Source organism: Rhodobacteraceae bacterium D3-12 (assembly GCA_025916135.1).
In the GTDB taxonomy this organism is placed as follows: Bacteria; Pseudomonadota; Alphaproteobacteria; order Rhodobacterales; family Rhodobacteraceae; genus JAKGBX01.
This window is the reverse complement of the sequence record CP104793.1, coordinates 355,008-368,095: the sequence shown is the minus strand read 5'-3', so window position 1 is coordinate 368,095 and position 13,088 is coordinate 355,008. Positions and strand designations below refer to the sequence as shown.

General features: G+C 62.4%; 14 protein-coding genes. 6 read left to right on the top strand and 8 right to left on the bottom strand.

All coding sequences use genetic code 11. The annotated features are described in order from the left end of the window. Window positions 1-41: 41 nt before the first annotated feature. A complete protein-coding gene (locus N4R57_01795; protein UYV37870.1) occupies window positions 42-671 on the top strand; it encodes a rhodanese-like domain-containing protein in 630 nt (209 codons plus the stop codon). 3 nt (window positions 672-674) lie between these two features. Then, window positions 675-1,706, top strand: coding sequence for a LysM peptidoglycan-binding domain-containing protein (locus tag N4R57_01790; protein ID UYV37869.1), 1,032 nt, complete (start codon window positions 675-677; stop codon window positions 1,704-1,706). 76 nt (window positions 1,707-1,782) lie between these two features. On the opposite strand, the gene N4R57_01785 is transcribed toward N4R57_01790, so the two are convergent. Further along, window positions 1,783-2,079, bottom strand: a complete 297-nt coding sequence (locus N4R57_01785) for a YciI family protein (GenBank protein ID UYV37868.1) — start codon at window positions 2,077-2,079, stop codon at window positions 1,783-1,785. An 86-nt stretch (window positions 2,080-2,165) separates the two neighbouring features. Here N4R57_01785 and N4R57_01780 point away from each other — a divergent pair, with 86 nt between their 5' ends. Beyond that, window positions 2,166-3,068 (top strand): LysR family transcriptional regulator, encoded by a 903-nt coding sequence (locus N4R57_01780; protein UYV37867.1) that lies wholly within the window; start codon window positions 2,166-2,168, stop codon window positions 3,066-3,068. On the opposite strand, the gene zapE is transcribed toward N4R57_01780, so the two are convergent. Next, complete coding sequence (gene zapE / locus N4R57_01775; GenBank protein UYV37866.1) at window positions 3,045-4,112, bottom strand: cell division protein ZapE; 1,068 nt, start codon at window positions 4,110-4,112, stop codon at window positions 3,045-3,047. The two genes, N4R57_01780 and zapE, sit on opposite strands and share 24 nt — an antisense overlap. 55 nt (window positions 4,113-4,167) lie before the next feature. On the opposite strand from zapE, the gene N4R57_01770 reads away from it, so the two are divergent. The 3 genes from N4R57_01770 (at window position 4,168) to N4R57_01760 (ending at window position 7,177) form a co-directional block, all read left to right on the top strand. Next, window positions 4,168-4,956: an alpha/beta fold hydrolase gene (locus tag N4R57_01770; protein ID UYV37865.1), complete on the top strand. Its 789-nt coding sequence runs from the start codon at window positions 4,168-4,170 to the stop codon at window positions 4,954-4,956. Between the two features lie 286 nt (window positions 4,957-5,242). Beyond that, window positions 5,243-6,478: an MFS transporter gene (locus tag N4R57_01765; protein UYV37864.1), complete on the top strand. Its 1,236-nt coding sequence runs from the start codon at window positions 5,243-5,245 to the stop codon at window positions 6,476-6,478. Window positions 6,479-6,505: 27 nt separating this feature from the next. After that, window positions 6,506-7,177, top strand: coding sequence for a hypothetical protein (locus N4R57_01760; protein UYV37863.1), 672 nt, complete (start codon window positions 6,506-6,508; stop codon window positions 7,175-7,177). Between the two features lie 31 nt (window positions 7,178-7,208). Here the strand turns inward: N4R57_01760 and N4R57_01755 are convergent, their stop codons facing one another. The 6 genes from N4R57_01755 to fghA all read right to left on the bottom strand — a co-directional run bounded on the left by N4R57_01755 (window position 7,209) and on the right by fghA (window position 12,967). Further along, window positions 7,209-8,126 (bottom strand): alpha/beta hydrolase, encoded by a 918-nt coding sequence (locus N4R57_01755; protein UYV37862.1) that lies wholly within the window; start codon window positions 8,124-8,126, stop codon window positions 7,209-7,211. Beyond that, a complete protein-coding gene (locus N4R57_01750; protein UYV37861.1) occupies window positions 8,123-9,034 on the bottom strand; it encodes an ornithine cyclodeaminase in 912 nt (303 codons plus the stop codon). Before N4R57_01750 ends, N4R57_01755 begins: the two co-directional genes overlap by 4 nt. A gap of 72 nt (window positions 9,035-9,106) precedes the next feature. Further along, window positions 9,107-10,075: a DMT family transporter gene (locus N4R57_01745; protein ID UYV37860.1), complete on the bottom strand. Its 969-nt coding sequence runs from the start codon at window positions 10,073-10,075 to the stop codon at window positions 9,107-9,109. A gap of 32 nt (window positions 10,076-10,107) precedes the next feature. Further along, on the bottom strand, window positions 10,108-10,557 hold the full coding sequence (locus tag N4R57_01740; GenBank protein UYV37859.1) for a YaiI/YqxD family protein: 450 nt from the start codon (window positions 10,555-10,557) through the stop codon (window positions 10,108-10,110). Beyond that, on the bottom strand, window positions 10,554-12,059 hold the full coding sequence (gene sthA, locus N4R57_01735) for a Si-specific NAD(P)(+) transhydrogenase (GenBank protein UYV37858.1): 1,506 nt from the start codon (window positions 12,057-12,059) through the stop codon (window positions 10,554-10,556). Before sthA ends, N4R57_01740 begins: the two co-directional genes overlap by 4 nt. A 77-nt stretch (window positions 12,060-12,136) precedes the next feature. Beyond that, window positions 12,137-12,967 carry an S-formylglutathione hydrolase gene (gene fghA, locus N4R57_01730; GenBank protein ID UYV37857.1) on the bottom strand — a complete coding sequence of 277 codons (831 nt, stop codon included), beginning with the start codon at window positions 12,965-12,967 and terminating at the stop codon, window positions 12,137-12,139. Window positions 12,968-13,088: the final 121 nt, after the last annotated feature.

The window sequence follows — 13,088 nt, the reverse complement described above, 5'->3', positions numbered from 1 at the left end:
CCAGCAAAATAACGCGCGCCGTGTAGTGGGGGATTAGTATCATGCAGCGCATTTTGCGCCTCGCGATGGGAGCAAGCGTCGCACTCGCCGTGCCGGCAATGGCACAAGACGTCAACATCACGCCAGAGCTGGCCAACCGCACGTTCATCCTCAAGGGTGAACCCGTGGTGATTGAACGTATTCAGGACCCAACCCATACGCTTGCGCCCGACTATACCAAAACCTCGCGCGCCTGTCCGCCCGCCTGTATTCAGCCGCTCACCGCCGCGCCCGGCGTTGCCACGATTGCCGAACTCGAAGTCATGGATTTCCTCGAACAACGCGTCGCCACTGGCGGCGGGTTGCTTGTCGATACCCGTGCGCCGGACGGGTTCAACACAGCCACGCTGCCCGGCGCGGTCAATGTGCCGCTCGCCACGCTCGAGCCGACAAACCCCTACCGCGACGAAATTCTAAAAGCCCTCGGCGCACGGCAAACATCTGCCGGTTGGGACTTCAGCAATGCGCTCGAACTGGCGCTGTTTTGCGACGGGCCGTGGTGCTCTGAAACGCCCCGCGCCATCCGCAATCTGACCGATGCGGGCTATCCCGCGGCCAAGCTGAAATACTACCGCGGTGGAATGCAGCTCTGGCAATTGTTCGGCCTCTCGCTGCGCGACGGGGTCAGCTAAGTCATGATCACGCAAAAACCCGCCTTTACCGGCCCCGAACCCGCCCAGCCGGAGCAGCCCGTTCAATCCAGCCCGACCCTGCGCATCGCCCTGATCGGCTGCGGCTTCTTTGCCATCACCACGACGCTTTTGCTGTTGCAACCCGACACCTCTCAAACAGTCGGCGCCGCCCCCGCGCCCGCCCCTGCTGCCGTCAAGAACAGCGCCGCCACCACCCAAGTGCAGGTCTCTCGCGCCGAAACCGGCCTCGATTTGCTCGGAACCGGCGCGCCCCCAGTCGACGGTGTGCCCAACGTCGATCCGCTCAGCGCCGTGGTGCAGGCCTCGCTCCGCGCCACAACGGCACAGCAACCGGTCAAAACGCCCCCCGTTTCGGCCGCCACCGCGAATGACACCGCCCTCAAAGCCCTCAGCGAAGGTGTCCTCGCCGGTCTCGGCAAACCCTCCACCCTCACCGGCGCCGCGCCAAAATCCGACCCGATGCGCGACATGACCGCAGGTGTGCTGGCCTCGCTCACGGACACCCGCACCCCGGCGGGCACGACGGGCTCCAACCCCACTAGCCCCGCCCCGGCGGCCAATAAAAACACCTCGCTCGAAACGCTGATTTCCCAAGCACTGACCCAAGGGAAGTCCGACGCCTATCTCGACGCGCTCCTGAACGAAGCCGCCGCCGCAGGGCTGGTCGCCGTTCCCGCCGCCTTGCAAACCAACGACGGCAAAGTTGACACCGCGACCCTGATTGCCACGCTGATCAAGCAAACGCCCGCCGATCCCAACGCCGCACCGCCCCTTGAATCCTTCGCCAGCGGCAAAGGCGTCGAAGTGCGCGTGGTGCAGCGGGCCGGACAAACCCGACAGTATAATTTCTACACGGTGCAATCCGGCGACAGCCTCGGCTCGATTGCGCGCAAATTCTATGGTGACGCCCGCTTCCACACCAAGATTTTCGAGGCCAATCGCCAATTTCTGGCATCACCGAACAAAATTCGCCCCGGACAACGGCTTAGCATCCCCAAGCTCACCGCGTCCTAGCGCACACCCCATAGGCAGGACTGATTGAGGGGCCGAACCAACGGCCCCCTTTCATTTTCTAAGGGATGAATTTGCGCTAAATCTGCCGCGCCCCATCCGCAAACACCTGCCGCCATTGGCAAATCTCCCAACTCTCCCGCAGCCCCGTGGCAAAGAACGGATCGGCCCTGACCAAGGCGTCCGCCGCCTCCGCGCCCGCAACCTCGACCAACCACAAGCCGCCGCTCACCGTGCCATCCGGTGCCAACAACGGCCCCGCCGCGCGGATGCTTGCGCGGTTTTGCTCCAGAAAATCCAAATGCTCCGGCATATGCCGCGCTCTTATCTCGGGGTCCGCGTCGGGGGTGTCGCGGAACAGAATGGTCATCAACATCGCGTCGCTCCTTGTTTCAACGCGACCACCTTGCACCGGCTGGAAACCCTCTGGAATGCCGATCATTCCATTGCTAAACTGTAAAAATGCAGGTCAAAACACCAAGCGATCTGAATTGGAACGATCTTCGTTTCCTTCTCGCCCTGTCGCGCGCCCACACGCTTGTCGGCGCCGCACGCCACCTTGGCGTTGATGAAACCACGGTCTCGCGCCGCCTTCGCGCGCTGGAACAGGCCACCGGCCTTGTGCTTTTGCAACCCGGTGTCGGGCGCGCCATTACCCTCACCCCTGCCGCACACCGCCTTGCCGACATCGCCACCGCGATGGAGGGCGAAAGCCGCGCGCTCAACGCGCTGGTCTCGGACCACTCCGGCACGCCCACTGGGCGCATCCGCCTGACCGCCACGCCGATGATCGTCAACCGGCTTATCGCCCCCGCACTGCCAGAGTTTGCTGCGGCCCATCCCGGCCTGTCGCTCGCGCTTTTGCCCGACGGGCGCGATTATGACCTTGCCCGTCACGAGGCCGACCTCGCCCTGCGCCTTGCCCGCCCGTCTCACGGCGGACAGACGCTCACCACCCGCCGCATTGCGCGTCTCACCTATGCCGCCTTCGCGCCCGTGGGAGGCGACCCTGAAACCCTGCCGTGGATCACGCTCGATCCGGCGCTGTCGCACCTGCCACATGCCCGCTGGCTCGCCGCGCAAACGCCGCAGGCCCGCGTGACCGTCTCTGATGTGGAAACCGCGCGCGCGGCGGTGGTTGCGGGGCTTGGCAAAACGCTTCTACCCTGCCTCCCGGATCAGCCCAGCCATCCCGCTGCGCCGCCAACCCTGACGCCCATCGCCGCCAACACCGGCACCCCGCCGCCCAGCCGCGATATCTGGCTCCTGCGCCGCCGCGCCGACCGGCGCGACCCCGCCACTCAGGCCGTCGCCCAATGGTTAGAGACGCTCTGCGCGACCCTACCCAGCACCCCAACCCTCTGACTGCATTTCACGCAACCGGCTCGCCGTGCGCTCAAACTCGAACGTGCCCTCACCCTCGACATAAAGCATCTCTGGCGCCGCCGCCGCGCTCGCGATCAACCGCACCTCCGCCTCGTAAAGCGCATCAATCAGCGTCACAAACCGCTTGGCCTCGTTGAAATTGCTGCGCGACAGACGCGGGATGTTGTCGATCAGCAAAACCTTCACCTCTTCGGCCAGCGCAAGGTAATCCCCCGGCCCCAACATCCGCCCGCACAGGTCATAAAACGACGCCCGCGCCACCCCGTTGTGAAACCCCGGAATGACCACATCGCGCCCCTTGACCCGCAGGGTATAGGCCTCGCTCATCCCGCCGGTCAAATCGTGCCAGATCGCATCCATTTCCGCCTTCGCCGCGGCATTATCGGGGGCAAAATACACCTCCTGCCCCTGCAAGCGGTCCTGCCGGTAATCCGTCGGACTGGACAGCTCGCGCACCTCCATCTGCTGCTTAAGCAGCGCGATGAAGGGCAAAAACAACTGCCGGTTCAACCCGTCTTTATAAAGATCATCCGGCACCCGGTTCGACGTGGTCACCACCGCAACCCCCGCCGCCGTCAACGCCTCGAACAAGCGCCCGACGATCATCGCATCGGTGATGTCGGTGATCTGCATCTCGTCAAACGCCAAACAGCGCACCGACGAAATCACCGCCTGCGCCGCAGGCATCAAGGCATCCTCGACACCCTCCTGACGCGCCTTGTGCATCGCCTCGTGAATTTCCTGCATGAAGGCATGGAAATGCACCCGCCGCGCCGGAATATCGCCAAGGCAATCAACGAATAAATCCATCAGCATCGACTTGCCGCGCCCGACCCCGCCCCACAGGTAAAGCCCCTCGATCGGCGTGGGCTTGGCCTTGCCAAACCACCCCTTCTTCTGCGGTTCCATCAGCGCCCTGCGCACCCGCTCAAGGCTGGGCAGAACGGCCTCCTGCGCCGGATCGGGGGACAGGCTGCCAGCGGCCACGCGGGCGGCGTATTCTTGGGTAATATCGCGCGTCATGCGCCACTCTCTACCGCGCCTTTGCCAAGATGTGTAGAGGCGCTACACTCACCAGATGACCCATGATCTCAACATCATCACCACAGGGCCATCCGACGGGCCGCCGCTGCTCTTGATCCACGGCGCGTGGCACGGCGCATGGTGTTGGCAAGACACCTACGCCCAAGCCTTCGCCGAAAGCGGCTTTTACACCCATTCGCTCGACCTGCGCGGCCATGGCAACCGCCCGGCAGTCAAATCAATGCGCTGGAACCGCATCCGCGATTACGTCGATGACGCCGCCGCAACCATTGCCGCGATGCCGTCACCACCAATCGTGATTGGCCACTCGATGGGCGGCTTCATCACGCAACACCTGATGGCGCGCGGCACGCCTATGCGCGGCGCCGGTCTGCTCGCCTCGCTACCGCACAGCGGCGCGCTGCCCGTGGCGCTGAAAACCCTGCGCCAACGCCCGCTGACCTTCCTGCGCATACTTACCCACGCCTCGCTCTACCCGATGGTGCAGGGCCCGGCCTACGCCGCCCACCTCTTCCTTGATGCCGACACACCCGCTCCCGAAAAGGCCGCATTCCACGCCCAACTCACCGATGAAAGCTTCCTTGGCTTCCTCGACATGACCGCCCTCGCCCTGCCCCGCAAACCCGTCGCGCCACCGCCGGTCTGCGTGGTTGGCGGCGCTTTGGATCAGATCTTCCCGCCCAAAAGCCAACACCGCCTTGCCCGCCGCTTTAACACCACGGCTCACATCATCCCGGACGCCCCCCATAACCTGATGCTTTCCAAACACTGGCGCGCCAGCTTCGACATCTTCCTCACCTGGGCCCGCGCCCTCCCCACCTGACCCGCACACACCGCAACACCCCCTCCCTGCCCGCTTCATCTGACTGAAAATATCCCGGGGAGTATGAGGGGCTGGCCCCTCATTTTAACCTGCAGTTTGAGGGGCTGACCCCTCATTTACCCAAGCAGACCCAAGCGCACCCCCCTCATTTCCCCCCACAAATCGCGCGACCTCCCCCTTTTCCCGCCCCCCAAATATTCCAATACGTGACGTTCAACGCACATTTCCTGAATTGACGCCCCTTTCCGTCAGGGTCACTGTCATATTGCGAACCGGAGTATGCCCCATGCCGAAATCACCATCTATTTTCACGCCCGTGTTGATCGTGGGCTGCGGCATCATCCTTATCTCCTTCGCCATCCGAGCCAGCTTCGGCGTCTTCCAAATCCCGATCGCGGATGAATTCGGCTGGGCGCGCTCGGAATTCTCGCTCGCCATCGCGCTGCAAAACCTGTTCTGGGGGATCGGACAGCCAATCTTCGGCGCCCTCGCCGAGAAAATAGGCGACCGCCGCGCCATCATCATCGGCGCGTTCCTCTATGCGGCGGGCCTTGTGATGTCCTCCTTTGCCGTCACCCCCGAAGCGCATCAGTTCTATGAAATCTTCGTCGGTTTTGGCATCGCGGGCACCGGCTTTGGCGTCATCCTCGCCGTCGTCGGGCGCGCCGCGTCCGATGAAAACCGCTCGATGAGCCTCGCCATCGCCACCGCCGCAGGCTCCGGCGGACAGGTGATCGGCGCGCCGCTCGCGGAATACCTGCTCACCTTCTTCACATGGCAGTCCGTGTTCCTGATCTTCGCGGCCATGATCCTCGCCACCCTGCTCTCCCTACCGATGATGCGCAGCCCCGCGCGCCCCGCCACCCGCGCCGAACTCGAAGAAACCCTCGGCGGCATCCTCAAGAAAGCGTTCCGCGACCCCTCCTATACGCTGATCTTCCTCGGGTTCTTTTCCTGCGGCTATCAACTGGCCTTCATCACGGCGCATTTCCCGGCCTTTGTCACCGAAATGTGCGGCCCCATTGCGCCCGGCGGCTTGCTGCATGGCATGGGCATCACCTCAACCTCGCGGCTCGGCGCGGTGGCGATCTCGCTCATTGGTCTCGCCAATATCGCGGGCACGCTGACGGCGGGCTGGCTTGGCAATCGCTATTCCAAGAAATACCTGCTTGCGGGCATCTATACCGGGCGCACGCTCATTGCCGCCGCCTTTATCCTCGTGCCGATGACCCCGCTTACGGTGCTGTTGTTCTCGGTTTCGATGGGCGCCCTCTGGCTGGCCACGGTGCCGCTGACCTCCGGGCTGATCGCGCATATCTACGGGCTGCGCTATATGGGCACGCTCTACGGGATCATCTTCTTTTCCCACCAAATGGGAAGCTTCCTCGGCGTCTGGCTCGGCGGGCGGATGTATGACATCTACGGCAGCTATACGGCCGTCTGGTGGATAGGTGTTGGCATCGGCGCATTTTCCGCTATCGTTCACCTACCGGTCAAGGAGCGTCGACTCGTACCGGCTTGAATTTGAATAGCTTGGACTACCTTTAATATGTATCGCATTTTTGCACTGCTCTTCGTCGTCGTGTTAATTCTGACGATGGTCTGGCACACCCAAATCCGTGCCGACACTGCCGCAGACCTCGCCCGTAGCGCCCCTGCCGAGCTTCGCCCCGTGATCCGCAATATCCTGCGCTCTCCGGTGCATGACAAGGCGCTGCGCACCTGCCCGGCAGATGTCTTCCCCAAGTCGCAAAGCTACCCCTTTGGCACAACCTCATGCGGCGCCAACCCGATGGCGTGCTACAAAGCTTGCCTCAAAGGCGACGGCAAGGCCTGTTTCGGCCTCGCCCGCGTGCTTGAGAAATCCGATAGCGATCCGAATAAATCCAAACATGCGGATTATTCGGACTTCACCTACACGCTGTTTCTGGCGGCCTGTCAGAACGGCAATGCCAATGCCTGCACCAATGCGGCGGCAACCTCGAAAAACGGCAAATGGCTGCGCCAACAGCCCGACGCCGCGCGAAAATTCTCCTGCCAGATGCGGACCTATACCGCCTCTTGCGAGGCCGGCGCAGCTTGGGGGTGCTACATGAAAGGCAGCCTGCACAGCCGCAACGATGCCGGGCGCTACAAATCCCGCGCCCAATCCGAGGCCGCCTACCGCCGCGCCTGCAAACTCTCCCCGACCAGCAACGCCTGCCTGTCCCGCTACCGCTAGGCGTCGCGCTAAGTGCGGCCTGTGCCGGTCGTCATATCGCGTCGGCCACTTCCGCCGCATGGGTATAGGGCAACGCATGCCCCGCATCGCCCAGCACCACATGCTCCGCCGCTCCGTTCCATTGCTCGAGCACCGCTTTGGCGGCAATCGGGATCGTCTCATCCACCTGCCCCCAGACCGCCAAAACCGGAAGCCCCGCTGCCGCAATCGCCCGGTGTTCCGCCGCGCGGTCTTCGCTCAAAATCCCCCGCAGGCTCTCCAGAACCGAGCGTAAATACCCGCGCCGTTGCAGCTGCGCCAACTGCCCGGCCACCACCGCATCCGGCACCCGCGGATCATCCCTCTCGGCGTTCACACCGGCGCGAAACCGGGCTGGAAACATCCACAGCATCAGCCACTCGGCCACCAGCCCCGGCAGCGCCACCAACCGCTCCGCCGCGCCAAGCGCATGCCCCATCCCCGCCGGTGCCAACAACACCAGCCGCGACACCTTCACCGGGTGTTTTGCCGCAAACGCCGTACCAATCGCCCCGCCCATGGAATAGCCCACCAACGTCACCGGCCCGGTGATGCCCTCATGCGCCAGCAACTCCTCCAACTGCGTGACGAAAAACGCCGCGTCCTGTGCGCCCCTCGGTCGGTCGGAATACCCGCGTCCATAAAGATCATAGCGCAGCACCCGATACCCTTTGGCCACAAGCGGCGCCTCCAGCGCGTCCCACATAAACGACGGCGTGGTCAGCCCATGCACCAGAACCATCACCGGGCCGTCAACGGAGGCGACCGCCTGCCCGCTCCATCGGTAATGCACCCGCCCCGCCGACAACTCTGCAAACGCCCCCGGTGCCTCGTCTTCAAACGCCCGCACCGAAGGTTTGCGCAGCTCGCGCAGGAACGGCTCGGCCAGCCCCAGAACCATCACCCCAATCAGCAGGAGCGCCCAGATCATCCGCGCCATGCCTCCAGAATGTAACGGCTCGTCATCAGATCGAGATGCGCACCCCCGCCGTTCTTGGCAATCGTGATCTCTTCGTCGCTGGTGCGCCGGAACTGCTCCGGCTCGTAGTAATCCGCGACAATTTCGTCCCGCTTCAACGCGCCGGATTTCAACGGCTCTATGATCTCGCCGATATGCGCGACCGTGGTGTCATAGCTGTTCACAAACACCCGCGCGCGGGAAATCGCCTCGTCGTCCACCTCGCGCATATCCGGGCGATAGGCCCCGATCAGGTCCAGATGCTGACCGGGTTTCAACCACGCGCCCTTGATCACCGGCGTGCTCGCCATCGTCGCCGTGGCAATCACATCCGCTTCGCCCACTGCCGCCTCAAGGTCCTCGGCCACGGTCAGCCCCGGAATATCCGCCGCCATCTCCTCCGCCCCCTTGGGCGAGCGGTTCCAGACGGTGAACTCGGTCCCCTCGAACAAGGCGCCATAGGCTTCGATCATCGAACGCCCCACCGTCCCGGCCCCGACAATCAGGAACTTGCGCGCGTCTTTCCGGGCCAGCTTGGACGCCGCATAGAGGCTGTCCCCGGCGGTCTTCCACTTGGTCACCAAATGGAAATCGACAATCGCCTCCAACGTGCCATCAGTGTCGGAATAAAGGTTCACCGCGCCGTTCACCATCGGCTTGCCCGCACCCGGATTGCCGGGAAAGATATTGGCCGTTTTCACCAATGAGCCCATCCCGTCAATCCACGCCGCACGCGACAGCAACGTGTCCTCACCGCGATACAAAAACGTATCGCCAATCTCGGCCTTGGCGCGGGTGTGCCCCGCCTCGAACGCCGCCAACAAACCCTGCCAGCGCATTTTCGCCTCGCCCTCGGCAAAGGGTATCATCTCAATCGTCATCGGCTTTCCCCTGTCATGGCTCTTTGTGCGCCACTTTGCTTGCTTGCACCCACCCCGTCAAACACCCCACGCTCAGCGGCGGTATTTCGGGGCCGACGCCGGTTTTTCCTCGTCCACTTCCGCCTCGCGCCAAAGCAGGAACAGCCCCGCCCCGACAATCATCGCAATCCCGATCCAATCCGTCAGCCCCGGCAATTCGCTGAACAAAATCCAGCCCCAAACCACCGCCATCGGCATCGCCACATATTCAAACGGCGCCACGAATGCCGCCTCGCTCACGCGGTAAGCCTGACTGATGAAATAGCCACCCACCGCGCTCGCCACCCCGATAAACCCCAGCGTCAGCCAATCGCCCGCCTCGGGCCAGCCCCACGCGCGGGTCAAAAACGCAATCGACGGATGCGCGCTACCCTCAAACCCGCCATGCCCCAGCACCAGCCCGACAAGCGCGCTGGTCGCAAGGAACGTGACCTGAATGTAAAACATCATCGTCGCCGCGCTCTCGGTATTGCCGATCTTGCGCGTCATCGTGTGCAACGCCGCATATAGGATCGCCGCCACAATCGGCAGCAACGATGCCGCCTGAAACGCCGATGTGCCGGGCTTCACGATCACCATCACCCCGACGAACCCCAAACCAATCGCCCCCCACCGGCGCGGGCCCACCGTCTCGCCCAGAAACAGCACCGAAAACAACGTGATCACCAGCGGCGAGATAAAGAAAATCGCCACCGCATCGGCCAAAGGCAGGGCCGCCAGCCCAAGGAAAAAGAACACATTGGCCAGCACCACACACAGCCCGCGGAACAGATGCGCACCCAGCCTTTTGGTGCGCATCACCCGCAATCCGCCGCTCAACGGCATGATAATGGCCAGCATCACAACCATCCCCACAAGCGAGCGGATCAACACCACCAGATGAAGCGCATAGCCGTCGGATAACCACTTGATCCCGATGTCATTTACGGAAAAGCACAACACCGCAATCATGGCGCAAATCGCACCAAACAGGTTGCCCTGTTTTGCTGCTGTAACGGTCATATCCGGGTCTTTCGTTTTGGCTCAGGAACCAGTCACCGCGCAAGCTTGCGCAGGGTCATTTCCAACATATCGAGAAAACGCGACCGGTCCGCCTTTGTAAACCCCTTGCCGCCCCCCTGCCGGAACGGATCGGCCGAGCGTAGATCGCTCATCAGATCGCGCATCGCCAGCGCCTCGCGCACATTGGCTTGGGTCAGCCGCTCACCATTATGCTTGAGCACGTCTGCCCCCGCCTCGACGCATTTCGCAGCCAACGGAATGTCTCCGGTGATGACAATATCACCCGGCCCACAGCGCTCGGCAATCCACATGTCGGCCACATCCGGGCCGTCGGGCACAATCACCGTCTCGACCAGCGGGTTCTGCGACAGCCGCAAGCCCCCGTTCGAGACGACAAACATCTTCACCCCATGCCGCGTCGCGACCTTCTCGGCTTCGGCCTTCACCGGACAGGCATCGGCATCCACATAGATCGCGCTCACTTGCTTTTCTTCCCGCTGGGCTTCTTATCCGCCGCTTTCTTCTCGGGCACTTTCTTCTCCGGCACTTTCTTCTCAGACGCCTTCTTCTCGGGCTTATTCGCCTTGTATTCCTCCGGGATCGGCATGCGGTTGAACGCATCCAGCCCGGCAATCTTATAGGCTTCGGCCAACGTCGGGTAATTGAACGTGTTCTGCACGAAATACTCCACCGTGCCCTTCAGGTTCAAAACCGCCTGCGCGATATGGATCAACTCGGTCGCGCCCTCGCCGACAATCTGAACCCCCAGAACGCGCCGCGTCTTGAGGCTGAACAGCATCTTCAACATGCCCTGTTGCAGCCCCATGATATTGCCGCGGCTGGTCTCACCAAACCGCGCCACGCCAACCTCATAGGAAATGCCGCGCTCCTGCAATTCCTCTTCGGACATGCCACAGGTCGAAATTTCCGGCACCGAATAAATGCCATAGGGGAACCACGGGCTCTCCGGCATGGTCGGCGTGTCCAGCGCATGGCACGCCGCCACCCGCCCCTGCTGAAGCGAGGTCGACGCCAGCGCCGGATGCCCGATCACATCGCCCGCAGCATAGATATGGCCGACTTTGGTTTGATAGGTCTTGCGATCCACCTCGATGCGGCCCCGATGGTCCGTCTCGATCCCCGCAGCCTTTAACCCAAGGCTCGCCGTCGCCCCCATGCGCCCGGCGGCAAACAACAGCATCTCGGCGCGCACATGGCGGCCATTCTCAAGGCTGACCTCAACATGTTCACCCGCATCCTCGATCGCGTCGATTTTTGAGCCGAGCCGCAGATCAACACCATTCTCGCGGATATGATGGGTGAATTCCTGAATGATCTGCCGGTCGATATAATCAAGGAAACTCTCGCGCGGCTCGATCAGCGTGATCCGCACATCCAGCGCCGAAAACATCGTGGCATATTCCACCCCGATCACCCCGGCCCCGACCACGATCAGGCTCCTCGGGATCTGGCCCAGCTCAAGAAACTCGTCGCTGTCCACCACCGTCTTGCCGTTGAACGGCACATAATCGGGGCGGAACGTCTTGGTCCCGGTCGAAATAAGGAACTTATCCGCCGTGATCTTGCGCACCTCGCCCGCTTCGGTCGCAACTTCGATCTCATGTTCGCTCAGGAACTTGGCATATCCATGCAGCGTTTCAACATGGTTGCGGTTGAATTGATGCTCCAACACATCAACCTCGTAATCCAGCGTCTTATGCAGCCGCGCCTTGAGATCCCCGGCCTCGATATCATCCTTCACGCGGTAGGACCGGCCATAAAAACTGCGCTCACGCCAACCCGACAGGTTCAACACCGTCTCGCGCAGGGTCTTCGAGGGGATCGTCCCGGTGTGGATCGACACGCCGCCGGGGCGTTCGTTCTTGTCCACCACCAGAACCCGGCGCTTCAGCTTGCCCGCCTGAATGGCCGCCGCCCGCCCCGCCGGGCCGGACCCGATGATAATCAGATCGTAATCGCTCATGTCATATCCCTGCTGTCACACCGCGTTGGCTCACTGCCATCATGCCTCGAAAAGGTTGAGATCGCGAAAACACGCCCTCACCCATATAGCGCCTCGGCATGGAACCCCACATGGTCCTCCATGAAGGTCGAGACAAAGAAATAGCTGTGGTCATACCCCGGCTGCAGGCGCAGCACCGCTTGCTGACGCCGCATATTCACCGCCTGCGCCAACGCTTCGGGCTTGAGCAAATCAATAAACTGATCGCTGGTGCCGGTATCCACCAACATCGGCCCGTCAAACCCGTTTGCTTTCATCATCACCGTCGCGTCGTGACGCTCCCAAAGCCCCTCGTCATCGCCCAGATAAGCACCGAGCTGCTTGCGCCCCCAATCGCTCGCCGTCGGGTTACAGATCGGTGAAAACGCCGAAACCGACCGGAACCGCCCCGGCAGGCCCATCGCCAGCGTCAGCGCACCATGCCCGCCCATCGAATGGCCGGTGATCGACTGCCGTTCCAGATCAACAGCAAACTCGCGGCCAATCAATGCGGGCAACTCCTCGGCCACGTAATCCCACATTTGAAAATGCGGCTTCCATGGGTCCTGCGTGGCGTTCACATAAAACCCGGCCCCCTGCCCAAGGTCATAACCCTCGTCATCGGCCACCCCCTCGCCGCGCGGCGAAGTGTCCGGAAAGACCAGAGCAATCCCCTGCTCCGCGGCCCAGCCCTGCGCACCCGCCTTGACCATCGCGTTTTCATGCGTACAGGTCAGCCCGCTCAAATACCACAGCACAGGCACCGGCCCGTCCTTGGCTTCTTCGGGCAGGAACAGACCAAAGGTCATCGGCACGCCACATACGTCCGAGCCATGGGTGTAAACCCCCTGAACCCCGCCAAAACACCTGTTTTCCGCTACCGTTTCCATTGCGCTGGCCTCCTGTCATTCGCTTGGGCTCAGGCATAGCAACTCAACGGATCAGGCGAAACGGGAAATGCATGAAGCCGTGCATCGCCGTCACGCCGGGGTGGCGACCATGCTAAGAATA

Excerpts from the sequence above, each read along its gene's own strand:
- N4R57_01795 (UYV37870.1), top strand. The coding sequence starts at position 42 with ATGCAGCGCATTTTGCGCCTCGCGATGGGAGCAAGCGTCGCACTCGCC.
- N4R57_01790 (UYV37869.1), top strand. The coding sequence starts at position 675 with ATGATCACGCAAAAACCCGCCTTTACCGGCCCCGAACCCGCCCAGCCG.
- N4R57_01785 (UYV37868.1), bottom strand. The coding sequence starts at position 2,079 with ATGTTGATGACCATTCTGTTCCGCGACACCCCCGACGCGGACCCCGAG.
- N4R57_01780 (UYV37867.1), top strand. The coding sequence starts at position 2,166 with ATGCAGGTCAAAACACCAAGCGATCTGAATTGGAACGATCTTCGTTTC.
- zapE (UYV37866.1), bottom strand. The coding sequence starts at position 4,112 with ATGACGCGCGATATTACCCAAGAATACGCCGCCCGCGTGGCCGCTGGC.
- N4R57_01770 (UYV37865.1), top strand. The coding sequence starts at position 4,168 with ATGACCCATGATCTCAACATCATCACCACAGGGCCATCCGACGGGCCG.
- N4R57_01765 (UYV37864.1), top strand. The coding sequence starts at position 5,243 with ATGCCGAAATCACCATCTATTTTCACGCCCGTGTTGATCGTGGGCTGC.
- N4R57_01760 (UYV37863.1), top strand. The coding sequence starts at position 6,506 with ATGTATCGCATTTTTGCACTGCTCTTCGTCGTCGTGTTAATTCTGACG.
- N4R57_01755 (UYV37862.1), bottom strand. The coding sequence starts at position 8,126 with ATGATCTGGGCGCTCCTGCTGATTGGGGTGATGGTTCTGGGGCTGGCC.
- N4R57_01750 (UYV37861.1), bottom strand. The coding sequence starts at position 9,034 with ATGACGATTGAGATGATACCCTTTGCCGAGGGCGAGGCGAAAATGCGC.
- N4R57_01745 (UYV37860.1), bottom strand. The coding sequence starts at position 10,075 with ATGACCGTTACAGCAGCAAAACAGGGCAACCTGTTTGGTGCGATTTGC.
- sthA (UYV37858.1), bottom strand. The coding sequence starts at position 12,059 with ATGAGCGATTACGATCTGATTATCATCGGGTCCGGCCCGGCGGGGCGG.
- fghA (UYV37857.1), bottom strand. The coding sequence starts at position 12,967 with ATGGAAACGGTAGCGGAAAACAGGTGTTTTGGCGGGGTTCAGGGGGTT.